The sequence below is a fragment of the Pseudomonas sp. ICMP 561 genome (genome assembly GCF_002699985.1).
Taxonomy (GTDB): domain Bacteria; phylum Pseudomonadota; class Gammaproteobacteria; order Pseudomonadales; family Pseudomonadaceae; genus Aquipseudomonas; species Aquipseudomonas quasicaspiana.
In genome coordinates this window covers 120305-141025 of sequence record NZ_LKBT01000069.1, presented here as the reverse complement: position 1 = coordinate 141025, position 20721 = coordinate 120305, and the positions used below count along the sequence as shown (strand labels likewise).

Annotated in this window: 18 protein-coding genes and 3 pseudogenes; 8 read left to right on the top strand and 13 right to left on the bottom strand. The window is 52.3% G+C overall.

Annotation, left to right across the window (positions count from 1 at the left end; all coding sequences use genetic code 11):
- Positions 1 to 72 precede the first annotated feature (72 nt).
- Both AO242_RS27395 and AO242_RS27390 read right to left on the bottom strand, forming a co-directional pair.
- Positions 73 to 348: a hypothetical protein gene (locus AO242_RS27395; RefSeq protein WP_099271144.1), complete on the bottom strand. Its 276-nt coding sequence runs from the start codon at positions 346 to 348 to the stop codon at positions 73 to 75.
- 188 nt (positions 349 to 536) lie between these two features.
- Positions 537 to 968, bottom strand: coding sequence for a hypothetical protein (locus tag AO242_RS27390; RefSeq protein ID WP_099271143.1), 432 nt, complete (start codon positions 966 to 968; stop codon positions 537 to 539).
- 130 nt (positions 969 to 1098) lie between these two features.
- Between AO242_RS27390 and AO242_RS27385 the strand changes: the two genes are divergently transcribed.
- The gene (locus tag AO242_RS27385) at positions 1099 to 1359 is read left to right on the top strand and encodes a histone-like nucleoid-structuring protein, MvaT/MvaU family (RefSeq protein ID WP_306475069.1); all 261 of its coding nucleotides are present in this window, start codon (positions 1099 to 1101) and stop codon (positions 1357 to 1359) included.
- Positions 1345 to 1427: pseudogene (locus AO242_RS30325) on the top strand (hypothetical protein); the annotation flags it as partial. The gene AO242_RS27385 and the pseudogene AO242_RS30325, both read left to right, overlap by 15 nt.
- Positions 1428 to 1462: 35 nt before the next feature.
- Here AO242_RS30325 and AO242_RS27380 read toward each other — a convergent pair.
- The 6 genes and pseudogenes from AO242_RS27380 to AO242_RS27355 all read right to left on the bottom strand — a co-directional run bounded on the left by AO242_RS27380 (position 1463) and on the right by AO242_RS27355 (position 5944).
- Positions 1463 to 1603, bottom strand: a pseudogene (locus AO242_RS27380) (DUF2256 domain-containing protein).
- Positions 1604 to 2085: 482 nt separating this feature from the next.
- A complete protein-coding gene (locus AO242_RS27375) occupies positions 2086 to 2484 on the bottom strand; it encodes a hypothetical protein (RefSeq protein ID WP_099271142.1) in 399 nt (132 codons plus the stop codon).
- 510 nt (positions 2485 to 2994) lie between these two features.
- Positions 2995 to 3660, bottom strand: coding sequence for a pentapeptide repeat-containing protein (locus AO242_RS27370; protein WP_099271141.1), 666 nt, complete (start codon positions 3658 to 3660; stop codon positions 2995 to 2997).
- A gap of 98 nt (positions 3661 to 3758) precedes the next feature.
- Complete coding sequence (locus AO242_RS27365) at positions 3759 to 4691, bottom strand: hypothetical protein (protein WP_099271140.1); 933 nt, start codon at positions 4689 to 4691, stop codon at positions 3759 to 3761.
- A gap of 312 nt (positions 4692 to 5003) precedes the next feature.
- Positions 5004 to 5426, bottom strand: a complete 423-nt coding sequence (locus tag AO242_RS27360; RefSeq protein ID WP_099271139.1) for a hypothetical protein — start codon at positions 5424 to 5426, stop codon at positions 5004 to 5006.
- A 248-nt stretch (positions 5427 to 5674) separates the two neighbouring features.
- Positions 5675 to 5944: a DUF7740 domain-containing protein gene (locus tag AO242_RS27355; RefSeq protein WP_306475068.1), complete on the bottom strand. Its 270-nt coding sequence runs from the start codon at positions 5942 to 5944 to the stop codon at positions 5675 to 5677.
- Positions 5945 to 6341: 397 nt separating this feature from the next.
- Here AO242_RS27355 and AO242_RS27350 point away from each other — a divergent pair, with 397 nt between their 5' ends.
- Positions 6342 to 7529, top strand: a complete 1188-nt coding sequence (locus AO242_RS27350; protein ID WP_257153518.1) for a DUF4427 domain-containing protein — start codon at positions 6342 to 6344, stop codon at positions 7527 to 7529.
- A 25-nt stretch (positions 7530 to 7554) separates the two neighbouring features.
- On the opposite strand, the gene AO242_RS27345 is transcribed toward AO242_RS27350, so the two are convergent.
- A complete protein-coding gene (locus AO242_RS27345; RefSeq protein ID WP_176560704.1) occupies positions 7555 to 8325 on the bottom strand; it encodes a hypothetical protein in 771 nt (256 codons plus the stop codon).
- Between the two features lie 311 nt (positions 8326 to 8636).
- Between AO242_RS27345 and AO242_RS27340 the strand changes: the two genes are divergently transcribed.
- Positions 8637 to 9770 (top strand): RES family NAD+ phosphorylase, encoded by a 1134-nt coding sequence (locus tag AO242_RS27340; protein ID WP_257153517.1) that lies wholly within the window; start codon positions 8637 to 8639, stop codon positions 9768 to 9770.
- Positions 9771 to 9897: 127 nt separating this feature from the next.
- Here AO242_RS27340 and AO242_RS27335 read toward each other — a convergent pair whose 3' ends face one another.
- Positions 9898 to 12426, bottom strand: coding sequence for an RNA-binding domain-containing protein (locus tag AO242_RS27335; RefSeq protein ID WP_176560703.1), 2529 nt, complete (start codon positions 12424 to 12426; stop codon positions 9898 to 9900).
- Positions 12427 to 12934: 508 nt separating this feature from the next.
- Positions 12935 to 13858, bottom strand: a complete 924-nt coding sequence (locus AO242_RS27330) for a hypothetical protein (protein ID WP_099271137.1) — start codon at positions 13856 to 13858, stop codon at positions 12935 to 12937.
- 717 nt (positions 13859 to 14575) lie between these two features.
- Between AO242_RS27330 and AO242_RS27325 the strand changes: the two genes are divergently transcribed.
- The 4 genes from AO242_RS27325 to AO242_RS27310 all read left to right on the top strand — a co-directional run bounded on the left by AO242_RS27325 (position 14576) and on the right by AO242_RS27310 (position 19050).
- On the top strand, positions 14576 to 15754 hold the full coding sequence (locus tag AO242_RS27325) for a hypothetical protein (RefSeq protein ID WP_099271136.1): 1179 nt from the start codon (positions 14576 to 14578) through the stop codon (positions 15752 to 15754).
- Positions 15747 to 16208: a three component ABC system middle component gene (locus AO242_RS27320; protein ID WP_099271135.1), complete on the top strand. Its 462-nt coding sequence runs from the start codon at positions 15747 to 15749 to the stop codon at positions 16206 to 16208. Before AO242_RS27325 ends, AO242_RS27320 begins: the two co-directional genes overlap by 8 nt.
- Positions 16205 to 18199, top strand: a complete 1995-nt coding sequence (locus AO242_RS27315) for a DUF3732 domain-containing protein (protein ID WP_099271134.1) — start codon at positions 16205 to 16207, stop codon at positions 18197 to 18199. The genes AO242_RS27320 and AO242_RS27315 overlap by 4 nt, the downstream gene beginning before the upstream one ends.
- A gap of 128 nt (positions 18200 to 18327) precedes the next feature.
- On the top strand, positions 18328 to 19050 hold the full coding sequence (locus AO242_RS27310; RefSeq protein WP_099271133.1) for a class I SAM-dependent methyltransferase: 723 nt from the start codon (positions 18328 to 18330) through the stop codon (positions 19048 to 19050).
- Between the two features lie 425 nt (positions 19051 to 19475).
- Here the strand turns inward: AO242_RS27310 and AO242_RS29885 are convergent.
- Positions 19476 to 19604: pseudogene (locus AO242_RS29885) on the bottom strand (integrase); the annotation flags it as partial.
- Positions 19605 to 19815: 211 nt separating this feature from the next.
- Complete coding sequence (locus AO242_RS27300) at positions 19816 to 20703, bottom strand: GntR family transcriptional regulator (RefSeq protein ID WP_099271132.1); 888 nt, start codon at positions 20701 to 20703, stop codon at positions 19816 to 19818.
- Positions 20704 to 20721: the final 18 nt, after the last annotated feature.

Below are 20721 nucleotides of genomic sequence, written 5' to 3'. Positions count from 1 at the left end.
CTAAAAATGTTGTGGGTTGGTCAGCTCTGCTTACACTACCTGACAAATTTCCCGGGCGCGGCAATCATTTCTTCAGGTGTTAACTTTCATAATGGCACTGACCGCTGGGCCGTAGGCGACGTTGATTAGTTCGACTGCTTCTAGGTCATCCACCGAGAGCACGGCATCGCGGTCTGCCAGTTCATCCTGGAGGCCCTCCCATGCCCTGATTTTTTTGGCATCCGGCGTTGTGTTTTGCTCTTCACCACGTATCAGCTCGGAATAATGACCAATCATTATGTTCAGCCTGTTACGGGCCAAGTCGTAGCGCTCCCACTTGGTTGCTTCAGTGGTGTTTTCGTTTGCCATTGATCGTGTCCACTCTAGGGAAAGTCCAAGGTTACGTCATTACGTACTCAGCGCTTGGAGCGCTGCCTATGATCACCATCGCTTGAAAGGCAGCCGTAACCACTTTTCAAACCATCGTCGAAGCGGACGGGCTAGGCACTCGCAAGTGACGCGCTGATTCTGCGGGCTATCGCAGACAAACGTAGCAGCTAGAGGCTGGGGGTAGCAGCCCTCGAACGTAAGGACATGATGGCCTGAGCTGAAAGCTCCCGAATATCATTATTGTGAAACACCAAGTGCGCTCGATGCGCTTTAGTTTCTTCATCCCATAGCTGCAAATCTTCTAACCGGAATTGATGCTTGCCTTGGTATGCAGCCGCCAAGTCAATTGCCAGTCTGCGCGCGGCTTCACCAGGCGTGACCAGAGTCCATTCAATGATAACGGCAACCTGTTCGGCTGGTGTTCGTTCGGTGACTCCCTCGGCGCAGGCGCAGGCAAATTCGTTGTAGAGATACGCGCCTTCCTCAGGATCATCCGTTGGGTTACCAGGGCAAAGCCTGGATTCCCACGGGAGCACGTAAGATGGCCTATCAAGTATGTCCATAGGGACGTAGTCCGAGGGTTTAGCTAAGCGCTGCATGTGGTCTGCTCCCAAGGGAAAGTCTCATGGTAGCGTACTTGGCGTTGCGAAAATTTCCGGCTAGGAGAGGGACACGAAGCCGAAGCGTGAGGAAGCGCGGTTCAACATCTTTACCATGGTTGCTTAGGGGATGCGAACATGGGTCGGTAACGTGCCAGCGCTGCAGGCCGAGATGGAGTTTGAGAGCAAACTGCGCGGTTTGCTTGCGGAGAATGGCTACAGCTTGCGTGAAGTAATCAGTCTGCTTGATCTAGCGGCTGCTAAGCGCGGCAAATCGTGTCCGTTGCCGGCGGCAGAGAAGGGCACTCGCAAGGCTCGTGAGTTGAAGATTTATAAGAACCCGCATTCGGGCGAGATCGTTGAGACCAAGGGTGGAACCACAAGCTGCTAAAGGCTCGGGAAAATGAGCATGGCTCGGACGTGGTTGAGTCGTGGGCTTTCCAAGTAGTCTTGGGTTGAGTACAAAAGGGCCAGTAATGGCCCTTTTTTTGGGCTCAGGGTTTAGCAGATTTATTGCGTCGGCAGCGCTCCGAGCAATAACGAACCTCCTCCCAGCAGCGTGCCCATTTCTTTCTCCAAGTGAAGGGCAGGCCGCAGGTAAGGCAGGTTTATACTGGAAGCTCAGTTTTTTTCAAGTTACACCCATATTGATCTGCACCGCTGACCACTTTCTAATCCGCATCACCTGGATGCAAGGTTAGGAGGAATGTCCCGGTTTTGACTGCTATCAGGTGGGTTTGGCTCAGCTATCTACGGACTGAAGTTGGATGGCATTGCCCGTGTGGCATAAGTCCGTTGCGATTATGTTGGTAACTGTGCGATGACCGGTCGCGCTGTGAAACACTATCATGACCTCGAGACTGGAATAGCCATTTTCTTCCCCTTGAGGTTGTTCGGCATATGCCATGACATCATGCCGATCGCCGCATAAGTTGATGGCTTCCTTGAGCGAGCAGACACCGTTGGCGCGATCCTAGACTGGTCAACTAATCTCTGATGTAGAGGTTGCTGAAACGGCCGTGTCGCCTTATAGGGCAGCTGACGATGGAAGGCTTCTGGGGGAATAAGCACCAGCAAATCATAGCTCGTGCCGCCCATTCTAAGCTCGCGCGTTAATTTATAATGCACAGTCTGCTTCAAACAAACTCACGAGTCGAGCATCGCTAAGCAAATCTTTGTTTTGTCGCCATCGATTTTCTTCTTCGATTAGTTCGTCAATCAGTTTCTCTATGTTTATAGTAAGGATGTGGAATTCCTGCCCGGCTTCGGTTGCATAGCCCAATTCAAGCAGAAGATCTAAAAACTTTTCAGGGAGTGTCTGTGAGGTAAGGGTAGATTCGTTAATTATACCGGCATTTGACGTCACGTTATTAATCGAGCTATCTATTGCCTCTTTGTCAAGGACGCTAATTGCATTTTCGGCTTTTATCAAGCGTTGTGGATCAATTTTAATAAGCATAGAAGGGACTGTGAGTTCCCCCAAATCACCAATTCTTTTACTAGCGTCGTACTTCATCTTATGTCCTTGTATGTGAAATAATTTTATATGGGTCTTGCTATAAATTGCACGCTTAATCGCTTATCTATGTGACGATTTTTCACTGATAAAGTTGTCGAGCCATGATGCAAAATCAACGATGTCAGCTAAGCACCCATGTTGGTCAATGTGCTCGCCCGAATTAGCCGCGCTTTGCCCCTGGCGGCTGAGCCTTATGTGCGCCATTGATCACCTGCCCGTACCTGTCCGTTCCAATAATGATGGCAGACTCAGACGGCCAATGAGTTGTTTAAAGTGTGGCGAGGTGCTTTCCGCAGCCATCAATAATGGGTTGCGGAGTTTTTCCATATTTTTAACGCAAACAATAGAAGCGCAATACCTGTGCCTGCAAACAGTGCTGCCGTGGGCACCAACCCTATTTTCTCATGGATCCTACAGTGTGGACTTCGGAGATGCGACCCGAATGATGGGCAACTATCTGGAAAAGTTCAGGCTGTTCTTTCCCCTGACATCTTCGACTTGGAGATGCTAGCTCCCAAATCCTGAGGTAGGATCAAAGCCTACGGGGAACTGGGTATTGAGCATCCTAGCATCGTCCAGCACTACGTATTCTATTCGGGAATCACGCAGATCTGCCTCATCCATCACGGCTCGGGGCAGGTGTACGCCTCGAATCCAAGATGACCTGAAGTCTGCATCAATCAACACGGCGTCGTCCATGTCGCAGCGGTCTAATATCGAATGGTCTGCCACGACCTGCAATAGATCGCTTCGCTTGAGGTTACATTTGCAAAAAACCGCCTCGCTTAATTTGGAGCCTTGAAAACGAATCTCCTCCATGTCGCATAGGTGGAAACTGGCATAGCTCAGGTCGGCATAGGGCAGCATTGCGCCCCGAAGCTTTACATTCGTCATCGCCAAGCCGCGCAGGTCGGCCAAGACGCCTGGATCAGCAGCTTCAACGTCTGTTTCGGGGATCTCGGCTGCAACTTCACGCCAGCCTTGGCTGTCTGCCTGCCAGATTTTAATAAGCCGGGTCACCAGCTCACGGCCCGCGGGGGTTGTCCAGCGATCGCGTAGCTGGTCTAACTGCTCGGTCGTAAGGGCTGGATGTAAGTTCATTTCCTCACCAGTATTGAGCCTCAAACCGGTCGCAAGGATGGGTTTCGACTCAGTCGCGTGTTCATCTGCCATCTATAGAATCCAAGTTGAGCCGACGTTGGCATGAGTGCGTTTTCAATCATCCTAGTCTATGCGGTGGAACGGAGGCCCTGTGACGCTCAACCCCAGCATCAGACCTTAATGACCTGGGTCTTCAGAACGAGTGTCAGAGTAAGCCGGCGAGTGGTAAAAGTCTTGTAACGTCCTCCCGGCGAGGCAGGCGCAGGGGCTTTGGTGTTCGACCGCCACATCCCAAGAACGAGAATCTCGTTATCTCTCTCAATACCCTTGAACCATGACGGATCGCTTGCCCAGATGCTGACCTCCAAGCCAATACCATTGGCAGGGTCGTCAGAATCGGGTCGGAATTTGTTCATGAGTAGGTTGATGACGTTTTTGGATTCAACACCCTGGATTGCGTACTTCACGTCCTTGACCCGTCCCTGTATCGCAATTGGATGCTGAACCGTATTTTGCGAGACTGCATGGAAGGCTTCCATATGGCGCTCGGCTTCAAAATAGAACTGGCTCCAGGCGACATTCACGTTGCCCTCAAACACTAACTCAAGATGCTCTTGCAGCTCCCGATCATCAGTACACGCGGCACGCAGCTTCAAGGCTCTCTTGGCGGAGTTGATATAGGCCGGCAGGCGGCCAGAACTTGAGGCGTAGGTTTTTCTAGTGCCTGCACGGTTATCGCCGCTGCTATTGCTCTTGGATTTGGATGCCTCTTCCAAGGCCTCCTTGATCATGACCAGGCGCATCCGGTAACGATTGTTGCGCAAGCTCTCAATGAGTCCGTCAGACGTTTTGGCGATCTCAACGACTTCACTATCGATGCCGAACCTGCAGCCGGCGACATGAGGGCGCTTTGGGTACAGCCGGAAATACCCGCTCACTAACACGGGTTTGTCGTAAATCTCTTTAGGATGGGGAGGGTTGTGGGTGACGTTGACACCACAATGCTGGCACCTGAGCGGCTCAGCGCCTTGACCCTTTTGGTAGGTCTGCGCATCCCATTCGACCCCGTTCTGATCAAGGGCGTAGCCCATTTTGATGCCCATATGAATTCCTTATCCGTTTCTGCCTGAGCGGAACTCCGATTTCAAAAAATGGCAGGCTGTCTTCAGATGTGCACCTGCCGGTGAGCCACCACGGGACGCGTGTGAAAAAAGGTAGTTTACAGAGGGAGCACTCTAGGGCAAGGCTTTCAGGTGGGTCGTATAGCGTGATAGGACTTGAGGTAGAAACGTTCAGAGGAGGCCGAACTATCCCTGTTCAACCTTTACAGCGCAGCCTTGATCAGCTTCTTAGCTGTCTGAAAGTCAGTCCAAGCCTGCCTAAGTCATGTCAGCCTAGGATAGAAAGCATGGTGCTTACTGACCTTTCCACCACTGTTTAAACCAGGTGAAGATTGGAAAAGCCGCCAGGGCAAGCACCTGTTCTTTGTGATCGCCGATCTGCTGCCAGCTGAGACCCTTTGAAAGTAGCCCCGATACGATCACGATGACCACCAACATTGGCCAGCCGCTCAACAGGAGACGCAGGCGATAACGACCGGTGAAAGCCTTAGTGATCTCCGCGTATTGCTGGCGGTAATCATGGCCGATATACAGGATGTAGGCCAAGCAGCCAAGACCTGCCGCCACTGCCACGAGTGGGTTGATCTTTACAGTCGCCATAGCCCACAGAAGCCCAAGAATCTGGCCCCCGAGCACGCTCAGGCGATTGAAGTAGCGATATGCAGTCTGCATTTCAAGTGTGGTGATGCGAGGGTCGATGCCCGTTACTGGCGTCATTACGTCTTTGCTCCGTTTACCGTCGTTAAACCGGGCTTGCGTGCCCGATCTCACCACCGTACACGGATCCCCAACTTCGTTTCCACTCCACCCTGGTGACTTAGTCGCTACCGGGCAGTGGGGCCATATGTGGCACCAGCGGTAAATTGGCTGTCCATCGGGTCGATTGCCTAGGTTGATCAGGATTCGGGGATGCCGAACGGCCTTTCTGCACTATACGACGCAGTTGTTGAGGCGAGTCCGAAGGATTACTCGTCGACATTCAGCGAAATCTGCCAGACCATTTCGATTGGCTGCTTGCTGTGTATATCCAGATAGGTGAGGTCGCGCTGGCTGCGGAGCAGCTGTTTGACCACATTCTTCGCTGCGGCCCTGACGCCTGCATCCGTGCCGTTGATTTTTGCGGCCAAAAGCAGGACGAGGGTGGCGTTGGAGAGATTTATGCTGGGCCCCCAGGGAATGTGATCACCAATGCTCAGTGGAGAATTGATACTAGCGTCAGGTGACGGCAGGCCCAATATTGAGCCTCATCAGTGTCTCTGGCGAAGTAGGCGGCTGTGGTTCGTGATCGTTTTGAGCTGCGTCCTGGACGACTATGGAGCCCTGCACACTTAACGCCGTCATCCCACTTGGGCCCCCTGTTTTTCTGCCTCATCAAACATCAAGTTATTGTTATATTGATAAGTTGCGGGATGGTTTTTGTTTTCTGATACTTAATTTTTTAGTTATCTGGATTGGGTTTTGGTCAATATATTAATTATCCGTTGTTCTGGTTTTTGGTCAGGAAGAGTTTCGGTATTAACTTGCATAGTTCGAAGTATGTGTCTATGTTTTGTGGTGTCAGTTGGTTATAAATAATCCCTCAAAAACACATATGGAAGGAGGGGGTGTTTTGGGTAAGTGGAGATGCATAGAATGTTTAAGAAGCTCGACGTGTGCACGGCCCCTCGCATTGCCCACTATTTCCGAGATGTTGATCTGACCAGCAATTCACGCCCGGAACTGATACCCGCCCAATTTCCAATGAACTGTGAGAGTGGCGATGATCATTGGTCTGCCGGCTTCCTGCTCAGGATCGCTGTGCGCTTCCAGCACCTCTGGGCGACCTATGGCTACCGCAATGGCGAGAGGACGATCAAGGGCGAGGAACCGGCGGTGTGTTTCTCACCGTTCAACCTGGCTGACCTAATTGCTGTCCGCAACGGTCTTCCTCCGCAAAATGAAGCGGCTTCCTGTTTTGCGCTGACGTTCCCCATGTCGGTGGCGGAGAAGGGCGGCATCCTGCCGTTCATAGATGATGCTGCTGGGCGGGGTGGGCATGGAGAGGACGCTGGACACAAGCTTCACGAGTCTTCCATCAGCGGCTCAGAATGGCGGTGGTATTTCTCCGGAAACTATCGCAAAGCCATGGAGAATATCGGGATGGATGGGGTTGAGGGGAATGCCATCCCTGGGCTGAAGCTATTCCAGAAAAGGTGGTCAGGGATCGGTGTTGTAGTGCCTGATAGGGTGACGGCGCGGGTGCTTCAGTACGACATCCTTTCCCTTATTGATCGGGGGCTGGTTTCGGAAACGCATTTTGACCACATCCTGGTTTGCGACCAGTTGCCGGCAAACGTCAATAGGCTTGTCGAGCGCGAGCCATCAGCGGCGTTTTCCAAGGCCTGCTTCGATTTCAAATCATGCATGACAGTGACAGCCCCGGTAGTCGAGATCACCCAGCTCAGCTTCTCATCCCGCCTATCGAAGCTGGAGTCGTCGACGCGGAAGAAAACCGTGAGAGAGCAAGGAGGATGCTGGCTCTGGTTCGAGGACAATACAGACCCCTACGTCAGAGCCTTGATCAAGGCGGGCCGGGTTAAGCCGAACAAGGCGGGACGTTATCTCGCGTCGCTGGACGAGCTGGATCCGAACCGCGATCTTAGTGAGCGCCAACAAATGGCCACCGCGCTCGCTGAGCTGTTGGATGAGAGGTTTGGCGTCCGGAGTTGCTATTACAGTGTGCTGAACTCGCAATCGCCGGACGGCATCCCCTCTTTCAGCGGCAGGTGGTGGGAAAGCGGGTATTTCATTATCGATGGGCCCGAGCACAAGGATGAGTGACTCAAGGGTAAGCGGATCGGTTTGCTTAACAAACCAGCCACAAATCGCTGCCGTCTCTCTCGTCGAGGGAGCTGTAGATTCTGGCTTTAAGATCTGCGGCGAATGCCCGAATGGTCGCTATCGCCTGCTCCACCTCCTCCGGAGCCAGCACGATGGGGTCGTCGTGGACTGTCTTGCCGTTGCGATGGACGATGTCGTGACGCTTCGTACAGATACTAGCGACCCCACCAATCTGAAGCCCCCTCACGCGATCTCCAAACATCGCTCCCAGAACCGCCTTGATCGTGGCTGGGTTGTGAAAGCTCAGTTCGGATAGCACCTTGAGAACGATTGCTTCAACAATTTTTGGCTGTTCGGCAATCTCCCTGAGCGTGATCGTCCGTTTGTGCAAGCTTTCGTGGTTGGCTGCCAGCATCATCATCAAGCCCTGATCGGTCACCACGAGCTTTCGGACGATCGAGCTGATCAGTGTCTCCAGGAGGGTGACTGCGTGACCGTAGACAAGCTTGTGAAGCGTACTGGTCTGGCCTGGATCGTTTCCCAGTGCCAACAGGCTGGAAGCCATCGCAAGCCCCTCTGAAAACTCATCGAAGAATTGTCTGGGCGAATGGCGTTCGAGCCATTGAGCCTCTGCTTCCTCCGATTCGGCGTCGAGCATCGCCTGGTAGTCAGAGGCCAAGGTGTCCCATTGATCAGAAGGTTCATCGGGGTCGATATCAACGTCGTAGTTTTCCTTGATCCATGCAACGCACCGGCCCTGCTCAACCTCGAAGAGATAATCCTTGACCGAGCTCATTATTTCTGTCCTTTAACTTCGTGGGTTTGGGGGGCTTTGGTATGGGGTTGGCCAGGTGTTGAGGCGTTAGGTAACCGGGCGAACGATCAGTGCTGCAATCAGGCATTGGTGCGGGCCTGATCTTCGGCGATCATTCCGAGTTCAAGTTGCGCCTTTGTATTGCCAACCTTATGCGAAGAGATGTTGAGACCGCTATGGCTTTGAACTCTGTTGTCTGCTTCAAGTGCGTAATAGACCCCTTCTTGAGTCAGGAAATCCGGAGCAGTGGGGTCTGCACCTCATGCAACCTGTGCCAGTTGAAGCGCGAGTGCATGCCCCTCTCCGAAATCGTCTCGTTGGTCGAAGGGATTCTGGACAAATACATTTACGAGGGCGAAAGCAGGCACTGGTGCAACGGCAACCCCGTCATTGATCGCCCGGCTGGCAAAAGTGTTGAGTATTGGGTCAGAGAAATTTTCGGCTGTGACCATAGTGAACCCATTGTGAGTGCGGTATGTGCCCACCTGACCCGGTACCAGCGGGACATCGAGTACCCGAAGTCGTCTTTCTTGCCCCATCACATTGGTTTGCAGTGGGGCGAATTCCAACATCGTGTGAAGCACGCCAACCGTTTCTTTAATGAAAGTGCGAAGGAGTTTCTGGATTGGGTCTTCGAGGGGCTGGGCAGCTATTCCGCCTCGTCAGCTGAGCACGCCGTGGTGCGGGAGCTGACACCTGAAAATACGCCGCCGATCTTCCGCGCTCGCACCTGTATGACCTCCGAGGTCGTTCACGAAATCGCCTCTGATCCTGCTCGTAACCTCTCAGCGCCACCTAAAGAAAGGGCAGGCGAAGGACGGATGAACCCCGCCGGCGTACCAGCCTTTTACGGAGCATTCGAACGCAGCACCTGTGTCGCTGAGTTGCGTCCCCCGGTCGGTGCCACCGTCGTAAGTGGTGAGTTCAAGCTGAACGGGAAGGTCAGGGTGCTGGATTTTAGGAGATTCGAAAACGCGGATTTGGGGCCAATGCCAAGCTTCTTCGATCCCCAATACTTTCAGAAAATCGCTCGGCGTGATTTTCTTGATTATCTGCACAACGCGATCACTGTCCCCGTGCTGCCAGGCTCAGAGAGCAGCTATCTGATTTCACAGGTCATAGCGGAATACCTGTACAGCCATTGCGACCCCAAAATGGATGGCGTGATTTTCAAATCGGTGCAGGAAACCTCAGGCAGCAACATAGTTCTGTTTTCTCACGTCGCAAGCGCGGCCACGCCTCTGATGTGGCACTGGAAAGGCGCGCGGGGTGCACGGGGTGCCGTTGGGTCTGGTGCACCACGGATCGAATACGTGAACGGGAGCCTCCAGCGCCACGTGATTCGCGGTGTGGTCTACGACGATATTGTTCAGCCAATTCCGGATGACGAGGCCAAGGCGGAGGCGCCTGCCAGTTATGGGCGGTGATGGCAGGAGAGTTGGTTAGGCGGATGGTTATCTAAGATTGTTGCTAAGCTCGTTTCGTGCCTGGCTCGATGTGACAGCAGGTTTTTCCACTTATCACTCGAACCTAGTCCGAAACACTGTTAGGCGCTTATCGAGCAGCTTTGAACTTCGAATACGTGGCCTCTAAAGAGTGATGCACGTCGACTCTCGTCAGATCGATGCTTTCTATGACGTCGGCAAGCACTCGTTGGCATTCCGTGTAGCTAGACTCGATCTCTTTCTTGCGTCTTGGAGGGGTAGCGTCCGAGTTATAGATGCTGAAAACCGAGTTGGCGGCTTCCGATAGCCTGTAGTAGTTGACGCTGCGTATATCCCCGGCCTTGATCGCTTTGTTCATTGCTCTGACGCCTGCGAAATCTTCGCGCTCGGATGAGCTGACGGCCCACAGACGATCCACGAGCCGCATCGATAGCTCCTTAATCTCCTGTTTTACGGCTCCATGGGTTTTGCGCATTGATTTTGACGCGTCGTCATAGGCGCCGTTCAGAAGCTCCAGCTGCCGTTCAGATGAACCCACGATGGTCGAAAGCAGAAACTTCGATTCTGCGGATCGTCGATACCACTTGGTGTTCGCCAGGCGGCCATCCGTGATAGCCAAGCGACAGATCTCAACAACCTCTGATTTGCTGCCTACCTGGGCCTCGACCTGATACCAAAGGTCGAAGAGCAGCTCCTTCCTCTGACCGTGTTGGTACGCGTCCTTGAAGGCCGTGCGTACGATGTTGATGTCGGTCTTGGGGTCGAATGCCTCGACCTTTGCAAGGGCCAGCAGCAAGTCCGGGTTGTTCTTGAACTGCTGCTTTTTCAGCAACGCTTTGATCGTTGCCCGAGACCTTACGTAGTCAGACTCCTTGAGCAGGGCAATCGATTGACGTATGGCTTCGCCGACCGCTGATTGGTTGATCTGCTTGGCGTTTGCCTTCAGCCCTTGAGCCCGGCCTTTGACATAACCAAGGTAACGATCAGCGTTGGGGACAACGAGCTCTTTCAGCGAAAGTGTCAGGTTGGCTATCGACTGAGAGCTTTTGAATCGCGGCTCAGATTCAATGAATGATTCCGACTGAAGCAGGAATAGTTTTCCAAGCTCTTCAATTGAGTCTTCGATCAGCAGTTGTTCGAGCTCTGTGTAGTGGCGCAGTTCTGTGAGGGAGCACGACCCGATATACGAAATGGTGAGCAGGACTTTCCTGGCTTCAGGGCTGAGCTGCTCGATCTCACGACGCAGTGCGGCGCTTCGTACAGCCTCGCCTTTCTTGCCTTCCCATTCAGCGATCGCATTGTCTATCGAGTAACCCACTCTGCACAGTCGCAGGATAGATTCGGTGAATAGGGGCGAACCTTCTGAGGCTGCTGCGAGCTTTCTAATCGATTTCGTACTGATGTCTTCGAAGCCCATTGAGGACTTGAGCTCGTCTATGTACTCGTCGTATTCATCGCCCGACAGCCCCGGAACCTCAATGGCGGTGTCGGACGAGTAGCTGACATTCGCTCGCGTTGTCAGCAGAATCTTGGAGCTACCATTTCCGATCTCCCGGGCCGTCTCCATGATCCGTTTCTGCTCGTCCAACTCGGTAGAGTCGACGTCATCGATAACGATAAAAGATGGAACGCTTTGCAGGTTCTGCCGGGTGAGCCGCTTCAGCTGGTTTATGGATAGATCATCCAGCTCATCATCCAGAGAACCAGTTTTTTGGCAGATCGAAATCAGCAGGGTTTCGAGGTCGGAATAGTGTGTTTCTGGTGTTCCGATGAAGTCGTCAACACCCGCTTTGAACTGCCTGGTCTTGGCAGTCAGCCAGATTATCTGGAAAAAAAGCGGGGCGCCTGTAGAGGCAATCAGCTGGCAGAACTCATATGCGATCGAAGTTTTGCCTTTACCTCCCTCACCCGCGAGGACTTTGGCGTACTGGAACTCATCCGATAGCCATGCCCATAGTTTCTGGATTATCTCAACGCGCCCTACGAAGTGAGGGCAGATGAAATTCCGGTCAGGGAGGTTATGGTCAAGCAGGGCCATCTTTTTGAACTGTCGGCCCTCAAGCTCCGCGACCAGATCGCGACTGCTCGTCAGGAACTCGAAATCTGCTAGCGTAACGGCTTGTTTGCACTCATCACCGGTACGGTAAAGGGTCGAACCTTCAGAGAAAATCTGTTTGTTTTTTGCGTCGTCAGCGCGCCGGGTGGCAGAGATGGTGTGAGCGGTATCTGGGCGCTTGGGGATATGCAGGAGTCCGATGGTCACCTCAGGATCACCGTAAGGGATCTCTAGGTAGCTGACATCGAGCCGTCTGCCAAAAAACTTGTCGAGCTGGCCCTTAAGTTTTTGAAGGTTGAATTCGCCTACGGGAATTCCGGCTATCTCGAAAACCTTGTCCTTATCAGTTTCTTTGACGCCGTAGATGATGTACCCGCCATAGGTATTGTAAAAGCTTGCGATCGACTTGGCGGTCTTAGCGTAATCTTGGGTATCGGCTTCAAATTGCTCTTTATAGTCCCACAGCTCACATTCACGCGGCACAGGATTTCCGCCTGGAATGAGCTCATTCAAAACCTGACTCGAAAGGTTTCCGCTCTGAACGAGTGTATAGACGGATTTCTTGATATCAGTGATGTTCATCGCATAGTCCATTATGTCGACGGCACGTCAAGCGCCACGATGGTGAGGAAGCTTGAAGCCAGAGCTGGCATGTAAAGCTAGCTAAATATCACATGGCCATTATCTGGTAAAGGGGGGGCACGGGCCATCCTTTCTTTGGGGGCTTGGGGGTTACCTAGACAGGTCGGTGGCAACGTCACGAGGAACAACCGGCTAGCTGTTTTTCTCCGTCGTAGGTTTCGGATGGAACGCATGAGGGCGGTGGATGACGGGATGACCTTGACCCACAAAAAATGCCGGTGTACTGGATGATGGGGCGCAGAGTAGGTAGGTTCGCAGTTCTTTACCCGTATGAAGTTCCTGCGCGGGGCGGTTAAAGAATTTTCGAGCGCTCCAAATGCACGGACGTGCTCTAGCCGCTCTAGCTCTGCGCTGAAGACATGACATGTTTCATCAATCGGGTGCTCGGCGACGATGTTTGAACAAAGCCTGAGCCCGAATGGATACGGCTCAGCCAATCTATGGCAGCTTACTTAGCTCTCTGCCTGAGCACTGTCCAATCAGGTGGCGATATTTGTGCTTCTTTTGTCCACGACTGCAAGGCCTGCAAGAGCTCACTTTCAGACATCGGTTGCTTAGGGTCATATTTCGAGGGGAATAAATAGTCACCTACCGAAAGAGAAGCGGAGGCGATATACCTCTCGACAACCCCGGCGTTTCCCTTAAATGTCAGTGGCCAAGGTTTAGTGCTTTCAAACTCGTATGTCACCTGTGTACAGGCCCCGCCGCCAAAGGTGTTGTCGGAAATTTTAGTACTTAAGATTATTCCCGTCCGCAGCCCCGACTTCAGCATCGCGAAGATGCTCTGGTCGCGAAGATTTTCGGAGCGCTCGACGATCGTCCGGATGGCCTCAAGATATTCGAGGTTTACTTGTCTCCATGTGCTTATGAGGCTCTTGCGCTGTATCTCCGTTAGGGTCGGTGCTTGATAGCATGGCAGTGGCCTCTCGGGGCAGGTGGCGTTCACTGGGCAGATGCTGCCTTGTGCAACGTCAATTTTTGTAGACGCTTTAGTTGGCAGCAAGGTTACTTGTGGCGACCCCTTTCGTAATGCCTTAAAGGTTTTGAGAGCTTTGTATGGGAGCGTTTTGACAAAAGACTCCAGTTCGCCCGGTTTGACTGAGCTGTCAGCCGATGATTTTAGGAGCAACGAAAGTGCAGCGGCGATACCCGCACATACATCACTTTCGGAAGGAGGCGACGCCGGCGGACAAGTGAGAGACAAGTGTCTGACTTCGCTGTAGTCGGCGTACCCCAGCCCTCTCGAAAGGGTTTCGCGGGCAAGCGAGAACGTGATGGGGGACTGTCCTGGCCACCTGTTCTGAATGCATTTTGAAAGTTTTTGGAAGGACGCTTGAGGAAGCAAATCGCTTGCATAGATCGGAACGCGCATCGCAGATCTCCAATACGTCGCGGTGTCGGCTGCCCGCTGACTATTGTCGAAGTGCGTGCGGATGAAACGAATTGCACCTGATGCACAAAGGCTATGCTTGCCGACCGCTCAGTTCAGGAAAACCGATGCGTTGAACCTAGCACGAAGTTCTGGCGTTGATCAATCTTGGACGCGGAGATGAGCTAGATCACTTCGGAGGGCCGTCGATCCAGGAAAGTGGCTGATAAGCCAGCACTTCCTTCTCAGGCTATAACGATAACGATGCAATTTTTTGTAACGTTTCGGGCTATGTGCGACTCCGCTGACCCACTTCACGATCTGGCCGCTTTCGCAAGACTGGTACTAGCACCTGATGCTACCTGGAGCATCTCATGCTTAATGGCGCCGTCGATGTAGGGTACTGGCACCGTCTTAGCTTAGCCACCTAATCAACCGGAGGGGCAGCGAATTTCGGTTGCACTATTCATTGGTAACTCCTCACTAGTAGCCCTTTGCGATCATCTTCGTTCAGGTGTTACCATCGGTCGAATGCAGGACATAAAGCCTGTCCATATATACAGTATTGATGAGTTTTAAAATTTGAGCTGTGTATTTGTACAGTTGGTTCACAAGCAGGTTCCGTCTGCTCTTTGATTTGAAGTTTCGCCATGAAGTGTATGACGACTGCCTTGCATATCAATCTGGACAACTTGCCTTGACGGTGATCGCGGAATATTTATGGATAAATTGCCTGATAAGTTGCCCTTTGACGCAACCAAGTTATTCGAAGCACTTCACTACCAGTTAGTGGTCGCGCTGGAGTATTGCCTGAAGCTTCAGAATGGCAAGCGTCTGTGGGTGGAGGTCTATGGGGATGTCACGCTTGAGGACGTGGCTCAGGTAGAGGTCAAGTTATATGCCGACGACTTAAGGGATGGCCATTCTAATATTTGGAATACCCTGAATAACTGGTTGAATAAGGGTTTCGAACATGGCGCCTACGAGAGTCTGATACTGCTGACCAACCAGGAGTTTTCGCCAAAATCTACCCTCTCGGCTTGGAATTCTTGCACCGCGTCTGAGCGGTTCGACCTTCTAAAAGCGATCTACGACACTGCTGAGAAGCGCTTCAGCAAGTCCAAGGCTACGGAACCTTCAGAAGGTTTGGCATTGCAACGTTCCGTGATGGACGTGTCGCTGGAGCACGATCTGATGGAGGTGCTGGAGAAGGCCGTTTTCATCACCGAATCGCCGTCACTGAAAGACAAGTTGCACGCCTTCCAAGTGCAACACCTGCGTGTTGTTCGTGAGTCCAAGCTGCAGAGTTTCATCGATGACATCCTAGGTTACATCGGTAGCAGCAGATTTATCGAGAGTGGCTGGGAGATAACGTGTGAAGACTTCACCGAGAAGTTTACAGAGCTAACTGCCCGCTACATGAAGCACTCCAGTATCTTCCCAGATGTTAACGTCGGCAGCCTGGATCAGAAGATTGATTTGAATGAAATCAGCGATCGTCCTTTCGTACGCAAGATCCGAGAAATCGATGCCGATGGTGATGGTAGGATCAAGAAGGCTGCACTGCAGTTGCTGATCGCCAACGAGGTTGTCGACGAGCTTTACTGTGACAGCCTAGCCACGCCGTTTGATATCCAGCGCTACCAAAAAAACCACCTTGACCGCCACTTGGATGGACGCGAGAGCGCCATGCTCGACTGCCTGGGCGAGGAGTGCCCGGACAAGCTGAAGCGTCACTCGTTGAAGTTTTTTCTTCAGCAGCATGCTGCGCAGGTGGTGGCTTTCAAGACGTTCGAAGACACCACCGTGGACTTTCGCAACGGGATTTACCACATGCTGGCAGATGCCAAGGAGGACGACGAGTCCAGAGAGTTTTACTGGAGGCTATGGAGTGAGTAAGACCGCTGCAGATCATATTTACACCTTGCGCCGGACACCGTTTGCGCTTGCACCGGTGATCCACTCTTTTTACGATCACTGGGATCCCACGGAGAAGGATATCCTGCTGAGCTATCTAGTACTTCCTCTCATCACCTACAAGCCACTACATCCGTTTCTTCACAACGCCAAAAGGAATAGCTCCCTTCGCACCATGATGCAAGACCAGAGCCGAGTGCTAGGATTGGAGTTACGAATTGAAGAGTTCAAGTCGATCACCCACGCGGCTTTGCTGATCCTTAGATCAGAAAAGAGCATCGCCATCAACGACAACATGTCAGTTGCACCCCAAAGCAAGATCAGGGAGGTGAACGCTGATGCACAACTAATGAAGTATGCCCGTAAGCTCGCTGTTGTGTTTACCGGGGAAACCGTCGTTTCTATTTACAGGTCGCTGGGGCTGAAATCGCTATGAACTGTTTTGTCACCTGCATCGGTGTCGTCGACACAGACGATCAACTGCATTATGTCGAGTTTACCCGAGGTTTAAATATCATCACCGGTAAATCATCCACCGGTAAAAGCGCGATTCTAGAGATATTTGACTACTGCCTGGGCAGTAGTGAAGACACCATTCCCGACGGGAAGCTTACCGAGCGAGGCAAAACGTTTTTTACTGTCCTGCAGTTCGAGTCATTGACACTAGTAACGGGCCGGGCGGCGGCCTCGAAGCGCTGCTTCCTCCGAGAGATCACCGGGCATGAGCAAGAAGATGTTCTCGGGCTGCTGTCGAACGTGGACTACTTCTTCGATGACCGACACTTTATTCATAAAGACCAGTATTTGAAAAGCCTCGGCAAGTATTTTGGAGTAACCCTGGAGAACGTCGACGTCGATCCGATGTACAAGGAGATCACTGGAAGCAAGGGGGCGACTCCTTCAATCCGAAGCTTCCCATCGTTGATGCTTCAGCATCAGAACCTGGTCGCTAACAAGCATGCGATCTTCTACCGCTTTGACGAGAAGGTTAAGCGGGATCAGGCTATCGACCACTTCAAGATTCTGATGGGGATAGTGGGAGAGGACTATTTCGACCTGGCTAAGGAGCACACTGAGGCTTCCTACGAGCTGCGCAGAATTAAGCTCAAAATCCCAAAAGACGACAAGCTCAACGATGAGATTGTTCGAACCTTTGATGGGCTTCTTTCCGAGTACAAGGCGCTCGCAGGTAATCCTCTTTTCGACATGACGGCACAAGAAATTTTTGCCAAGCCGAAGGTAGCATTGAGGCTGATTCTGGGCACGCCGGTTATTGTGGATGGCCTTGCGGATGATTATGAGAACTCCCTCAAGGAACTCCGTGACAAAAAGGCAAAGCTGGTTGCTGAGCTTCGCTCAGCCATTGGCCGATTAAATCTTTTAGAGCGATCGGTTGAGCAGGCGAAAGGTATCGGCCAGTCCTTTGCTGAAATGCCAGTTCCTCGTTCGACTGATCTTGACCACACCTTCTGCCCAGTGTGTGAGTCTCACTCCGACGTTCCTGAAGACGAAGCGAACAAGCTGACCGAGGCGATTGAGTGGTTGAATACCGAGTTAAAGCTTTCGTCCTATGCTCGCGAGAGCCTGGGGCAGGAGAGCCGCGATCTGAAGAACGAAATCAAACAGACTCGGCGGGATCTCAAAGACGTCCAGGCCGCCCTAAAGCCTTTCGAGGAGCAAGAGCGCCGGTTGGCCGAGGTGGGCTCTTTGGAGGACGCTCCGAGAAAGACCAAACTGCGGCTTGAGATTGAGGTCGAGAAGTTTATCGAGAACCCACCTTCGGATCTTAAGGAAATGGCCGAATATTGGGAAAAGGAGGTCAAGCGTCTCGCAGATCTCATGGACAAGTATGATGTCGATATCGAGCTGGACAGGCTTTCGAAGGATATAAACAAAAAAATGAAGGAGCTCGGCAAGCACTTCCATTTCGAGAAAACCTACCAGACCGGCTCCCTGAAGTTCGACGTCAACAGCTTCGATCTATGGCATGAGAAGGATGCGTTCAAAAAGGTTTTCCTTCGGTCTATGGGTAGTGGGGCCAACTGGGTGTATTCCCATCTCACTTTGTTCATGGCGCTGCATTACCAGTTTGCAGCGCGAAGTGAGGAATGCAAAATTCCTCCCATCCTCTTTCTCGACCAACCAACCCAAGTCTACTTCCCGTCGAGAGACGAAGGCGATGAGTTCGCTGCTGAGAACCTTAGATCAGAAGACAGTGAAAACACCGATTTGCATGATGACATCGACGCGGTTTCCAACATGTTTACGCAGTTGGCCAAATTCTGTGATGACGCGAAAAAAGAGACCGGGGTAATGCCTCAAATTATCGTCTGTGACCACGCAGATAAGCTCGAACTGGGGCATGGCTATAAGTTCGCTGACTTCATACGTGCGAAATGGCGCCATCGTGGATTCATTGCCGATTGACCCGTTTCTCCAAAAATCGATTGCACGTTTGGAGATTCAACAGGCTGAAACGAAGCTCTGATTTGATGGAGGTGACGTCTGCTCTCCAGACGGTACATTACTTTGATTTTCCGTCCACAGGAGCATTTATGAATCAACTATCGAACCCAACACAGTACTCACAGCTGTGGGAGGACGAATCTAATACTTTGGAAGCCCAAGGTATTTACAAAGCGCTGGCACAGCTGATCCCGAAAGAGCGGGTGCTTGAGATCGGCTGCGGAGTGGGGCACGGCACGGTGTATCTGGCTGAGGGCCGCGAAGTGCTGGCTTTGGATAACAATGAGTCGCTCATCGCAAAGGCGTCGGAGCGTTTGAAAATGGCGGGTCGCACTGCCCAGTTTCATCACTGTGATCTCTTTGAGTTGAGTGACGAAGACCGAACCGTGATCAAGAATTTCGAACCCATGGTAGTTACAGCCTGGTTTATTGGCTCCCATGGCGAAGACATCTTTCGCCGGACACATGAGCACGAAGACCTCAGAGAAAGAAGCAAGGTGTACCGCGAAAACATCGAAGATATTGTCGTGTCGAGCGCTGTAACCACGGAATCGGTCGAGATTATCAACCTGGTTGCGAGAGGTGGAATGGCCGCCTGTTGTAGTCAGCAGGAAGCCTATGATGCTCAGAAAGATGACTACGATGAGCACGTTTTCAACAAAGTAGGCTTTGAAGTCTACGACGTCAAAATCGCGTATTGGGATCGCACGGGCAGCACGTTCGTATATGGGCACGCCGTAAATCCCAATTTTGTGGGCGGGGAAACACTGCAAGTGATTGTTTCAATCTCCGCGCGTCGCAAGCCTCGTTGACGCCCTAAGTGTGGACAGCTTGCGTAGGCTTCGCTCATCTATCAAGGGAGGATGCTGAGGAACCTTGCGAGGGACGATTTGATCTGGAGTTTTTGGGCGTAGGGAGTGGGGCAGTGAAAGGTGCAACAGCATAAGATGCAACTAGTTGCATCTTTTTTGGTGATGAAAGTGAAAAAGCTTGAAAGGCCCGGTTTTACTGGGTTAGGATTGATTTAGAGCTGTGCAGGGACAGAGTCATTTCAGCGGTATAGGGTAGGGCTCCTTATAGAAGGGTTCGAATCTCTATGCTTCCGCCATCTTAGATACGTCAAAGCCCTGATTATTCAGGGCTTTTTCGTTTTTGGGGTTTGGTGGCGCAAGGCTGCTAAATCGTCAAACGTTCCGATACTTTTGGCTGCGTTCCGAAACCAAGCTTAAAAAGTCGATCATTTGGTGGGGGCAACGACCTCTCCAACCCGTCTGTAAATTGTCTGAGTAATGCGCTTGTCTGTTTGTCCAAGTAGCTTGCTTGCGTTGCCCTGGTCGGAGATTTCACTCGCAGCCTCAGGACGAATGTGGTGGTGTGTTCAGGCGGACAAGCACGCAAGAGCTCGCTCCCTGCGCAGAGCTCAAAGTGTACTTTGAATAGATATAAGTCAATTATTGGTTTGTGAAAAACAGATGGAGCCGACGACTAACGTGAGCCGTCGGTGGCGGATCGGCGGGCACGCAAGAGCGCATGTGCTTGGATAGGTCTCGTGACAGCTCCAGAAGTGTCGACAGGGCTTATTCGAAGAGAGCGGGGTCGACTTTGTGGCGTCTTGCCTGTTCCAGGTGGCGTCGCATCTGATCTGCAGCTGCCAATCGGTCGCCTCGTTCCAGGCAATCAAGAATCGCAAGATGTTCCTCAGCCTGGCCTTTACGCGGGGTACGTGAACTGGCTTGGCGGTACTCAACAAGGCGTCGCAGTTGGTCAAGACGACGCACGGTTTGCTGCAGGAAACGGTTTCCGGAGCAAGCAGCCAAGGTCTCGTGGAACTGAGAATTAGCCTCGAAAAGCTCCTGCGGCGTCATGGTCAGATAACCGCCATTCGCGATGAATTCCTGCTGCCGACGGCAGGCAGCCAAGGTCTCACGGTCAATCTGAAAGGTCGGTGACAGAATCCCTGACGGTTCGATGGTGGCGCGGAACGAATAGCTTTCCTCGTACGCCTCAACAGAGTCGATCATCGGCAACAGACGCCACCCTTGGCCCGCTCGCTGTTCAACCCAGCCTTCTTGCTGGATCCGCGAGAGTACGGCTCGCAGAGCCGCTCTGGAAACGTCGAACTGACGCATGAACTCGATTTCGGTAAACAGCTCTGGAAGCTGTCTGCTTAGGCGCAGTTCTGCAAATTTCAGGTAGAGAGGATCGTCGCTGTTCTCCATGATCTCAGAGACCAGATCACCCAGATCATCGCTCGCGCGGGCCAGGAAAAAGCCTCTGTTGCGGTCATAGGTCAACATGCCTTTTTCGACCAGATGGCCCATGGCGAACTTGACTGGCGTGCGCGACACGTTGAGCGTCGTCGCCAGCTGCGACTCGACCAGATGATGACCAATAGCGAAGCGTTCACGACGTACGTGGGAGACGATGTCACGCGCAATGCGTGCTTGCAGTGGGCTTAGAGGCATTGGATCGGGAACCAGAGA

Coding starts and splice junctions, on each gene's coding strand:
- AO242_RS27395 (WP_099271144.1), bottom strand. CDS start 348: ATGGCAAACGAAAACACCACTGAAGCAACCAAGTGGGAGCGCTACGAC.
- AO242_RS27390 (WP_099271143.1), bottom strand. CDS start 968: ATGCAGCGCTTAGCTAAACCCTCGGACTACGTCCCTATGGACATACTT.
- AO242_RS27385 (WP_306475069.1), top strand. CDS start 1,099: ATGCGAACATGGGTCGGTAACGTGCCAGCGCTGCAGGCCGAGATGGAG.
- AO242_RS27375 (WP_099271142.1), bottom strand. CDS start 2,484: ATGAAGTACGACGCTAGTAAAAGAATTGGTGATTTGGGGGAACTCACA.
- AO242_RS27370 (WP_099271141.1), bottom strand. CDS start 3,660: ATGGCAGATGAACACGCGACTGAGTCGAAACCCATCCTTGCGACCGGT.
- AO242_RS27365 (WP_099271140.1), bottom strand. CDS start 4,691: ATGGGCATCAAAATGGGCTACGCCCTTGATCAGAACGGGGTCGAATGG.
- AO242_RS27360 (WP_099271139.1), bottom strand. CDS start 5,426: ATGACGCCAGTAACGGGCATCGACCCTCGCATCACCACACTTGAAATG.
- AO242_RS27350 (WP_257153518.1), top strand. CDS start 6,342: ATGTTTAAGAAGCTCGACGTGTGCACGGCCCCTCGCATTGCCCACTAT.
- AO242_RS27345 (WP_176560704.1), bottom strand. CDS start 8,325: ATGAGCTCGGTCAAGGATTATCTCTTCGAGGTTGAGCAGGGCCGGTGC.
- AO242_RS27340 (WP_257153517.1), top strand. CDS start 8,637: ATGCCCCTCTCCGAAATCGTCTCGTTGGTCGAAGGGATTCTGGACAAA.
- AO242_RS27335 (WP_176560703.1), bottom strand. CDS start 12,426: ATGAACATCACTGATATCAAGAAATCCGTCTATACACTCGTTCAGAGC.
- AO242_RS27330 (WP_099271137.1), bottom strand. CDS start 13,858: ATGCGCGTTCCGATCTATGCAAGCGATTTGCTTCCTCAAGCGTCCTTC.
- AO242_RS27325 (WP_099271136.1), top strand. CDS start 14,576: ATGGATAAATTGCCTGATAAGTTGCCCTTTGACGCAACCAAGTTATTC.
- AO242_RS27315 (WP_099271134.1), top strand. CDS start 16,205: ATGAACTGTTTTGTCACCTGCATCGGTGTCGTCGACACAGACGATCAA.
- AO242_RS27310 (WP_099271133.1), top strand. CDS start 18,328: ATGAATCAACTATCGAACCCAACACAGTACTCACAGCTGTGGGAGGAC.
- AO242_RS27300 (WP_099271132.1), bottom strand. CDS start 20,703: ATGCCTCTAAGCCCACTGCAAGCACGCATTGCGCGTGACATCGTCTCC.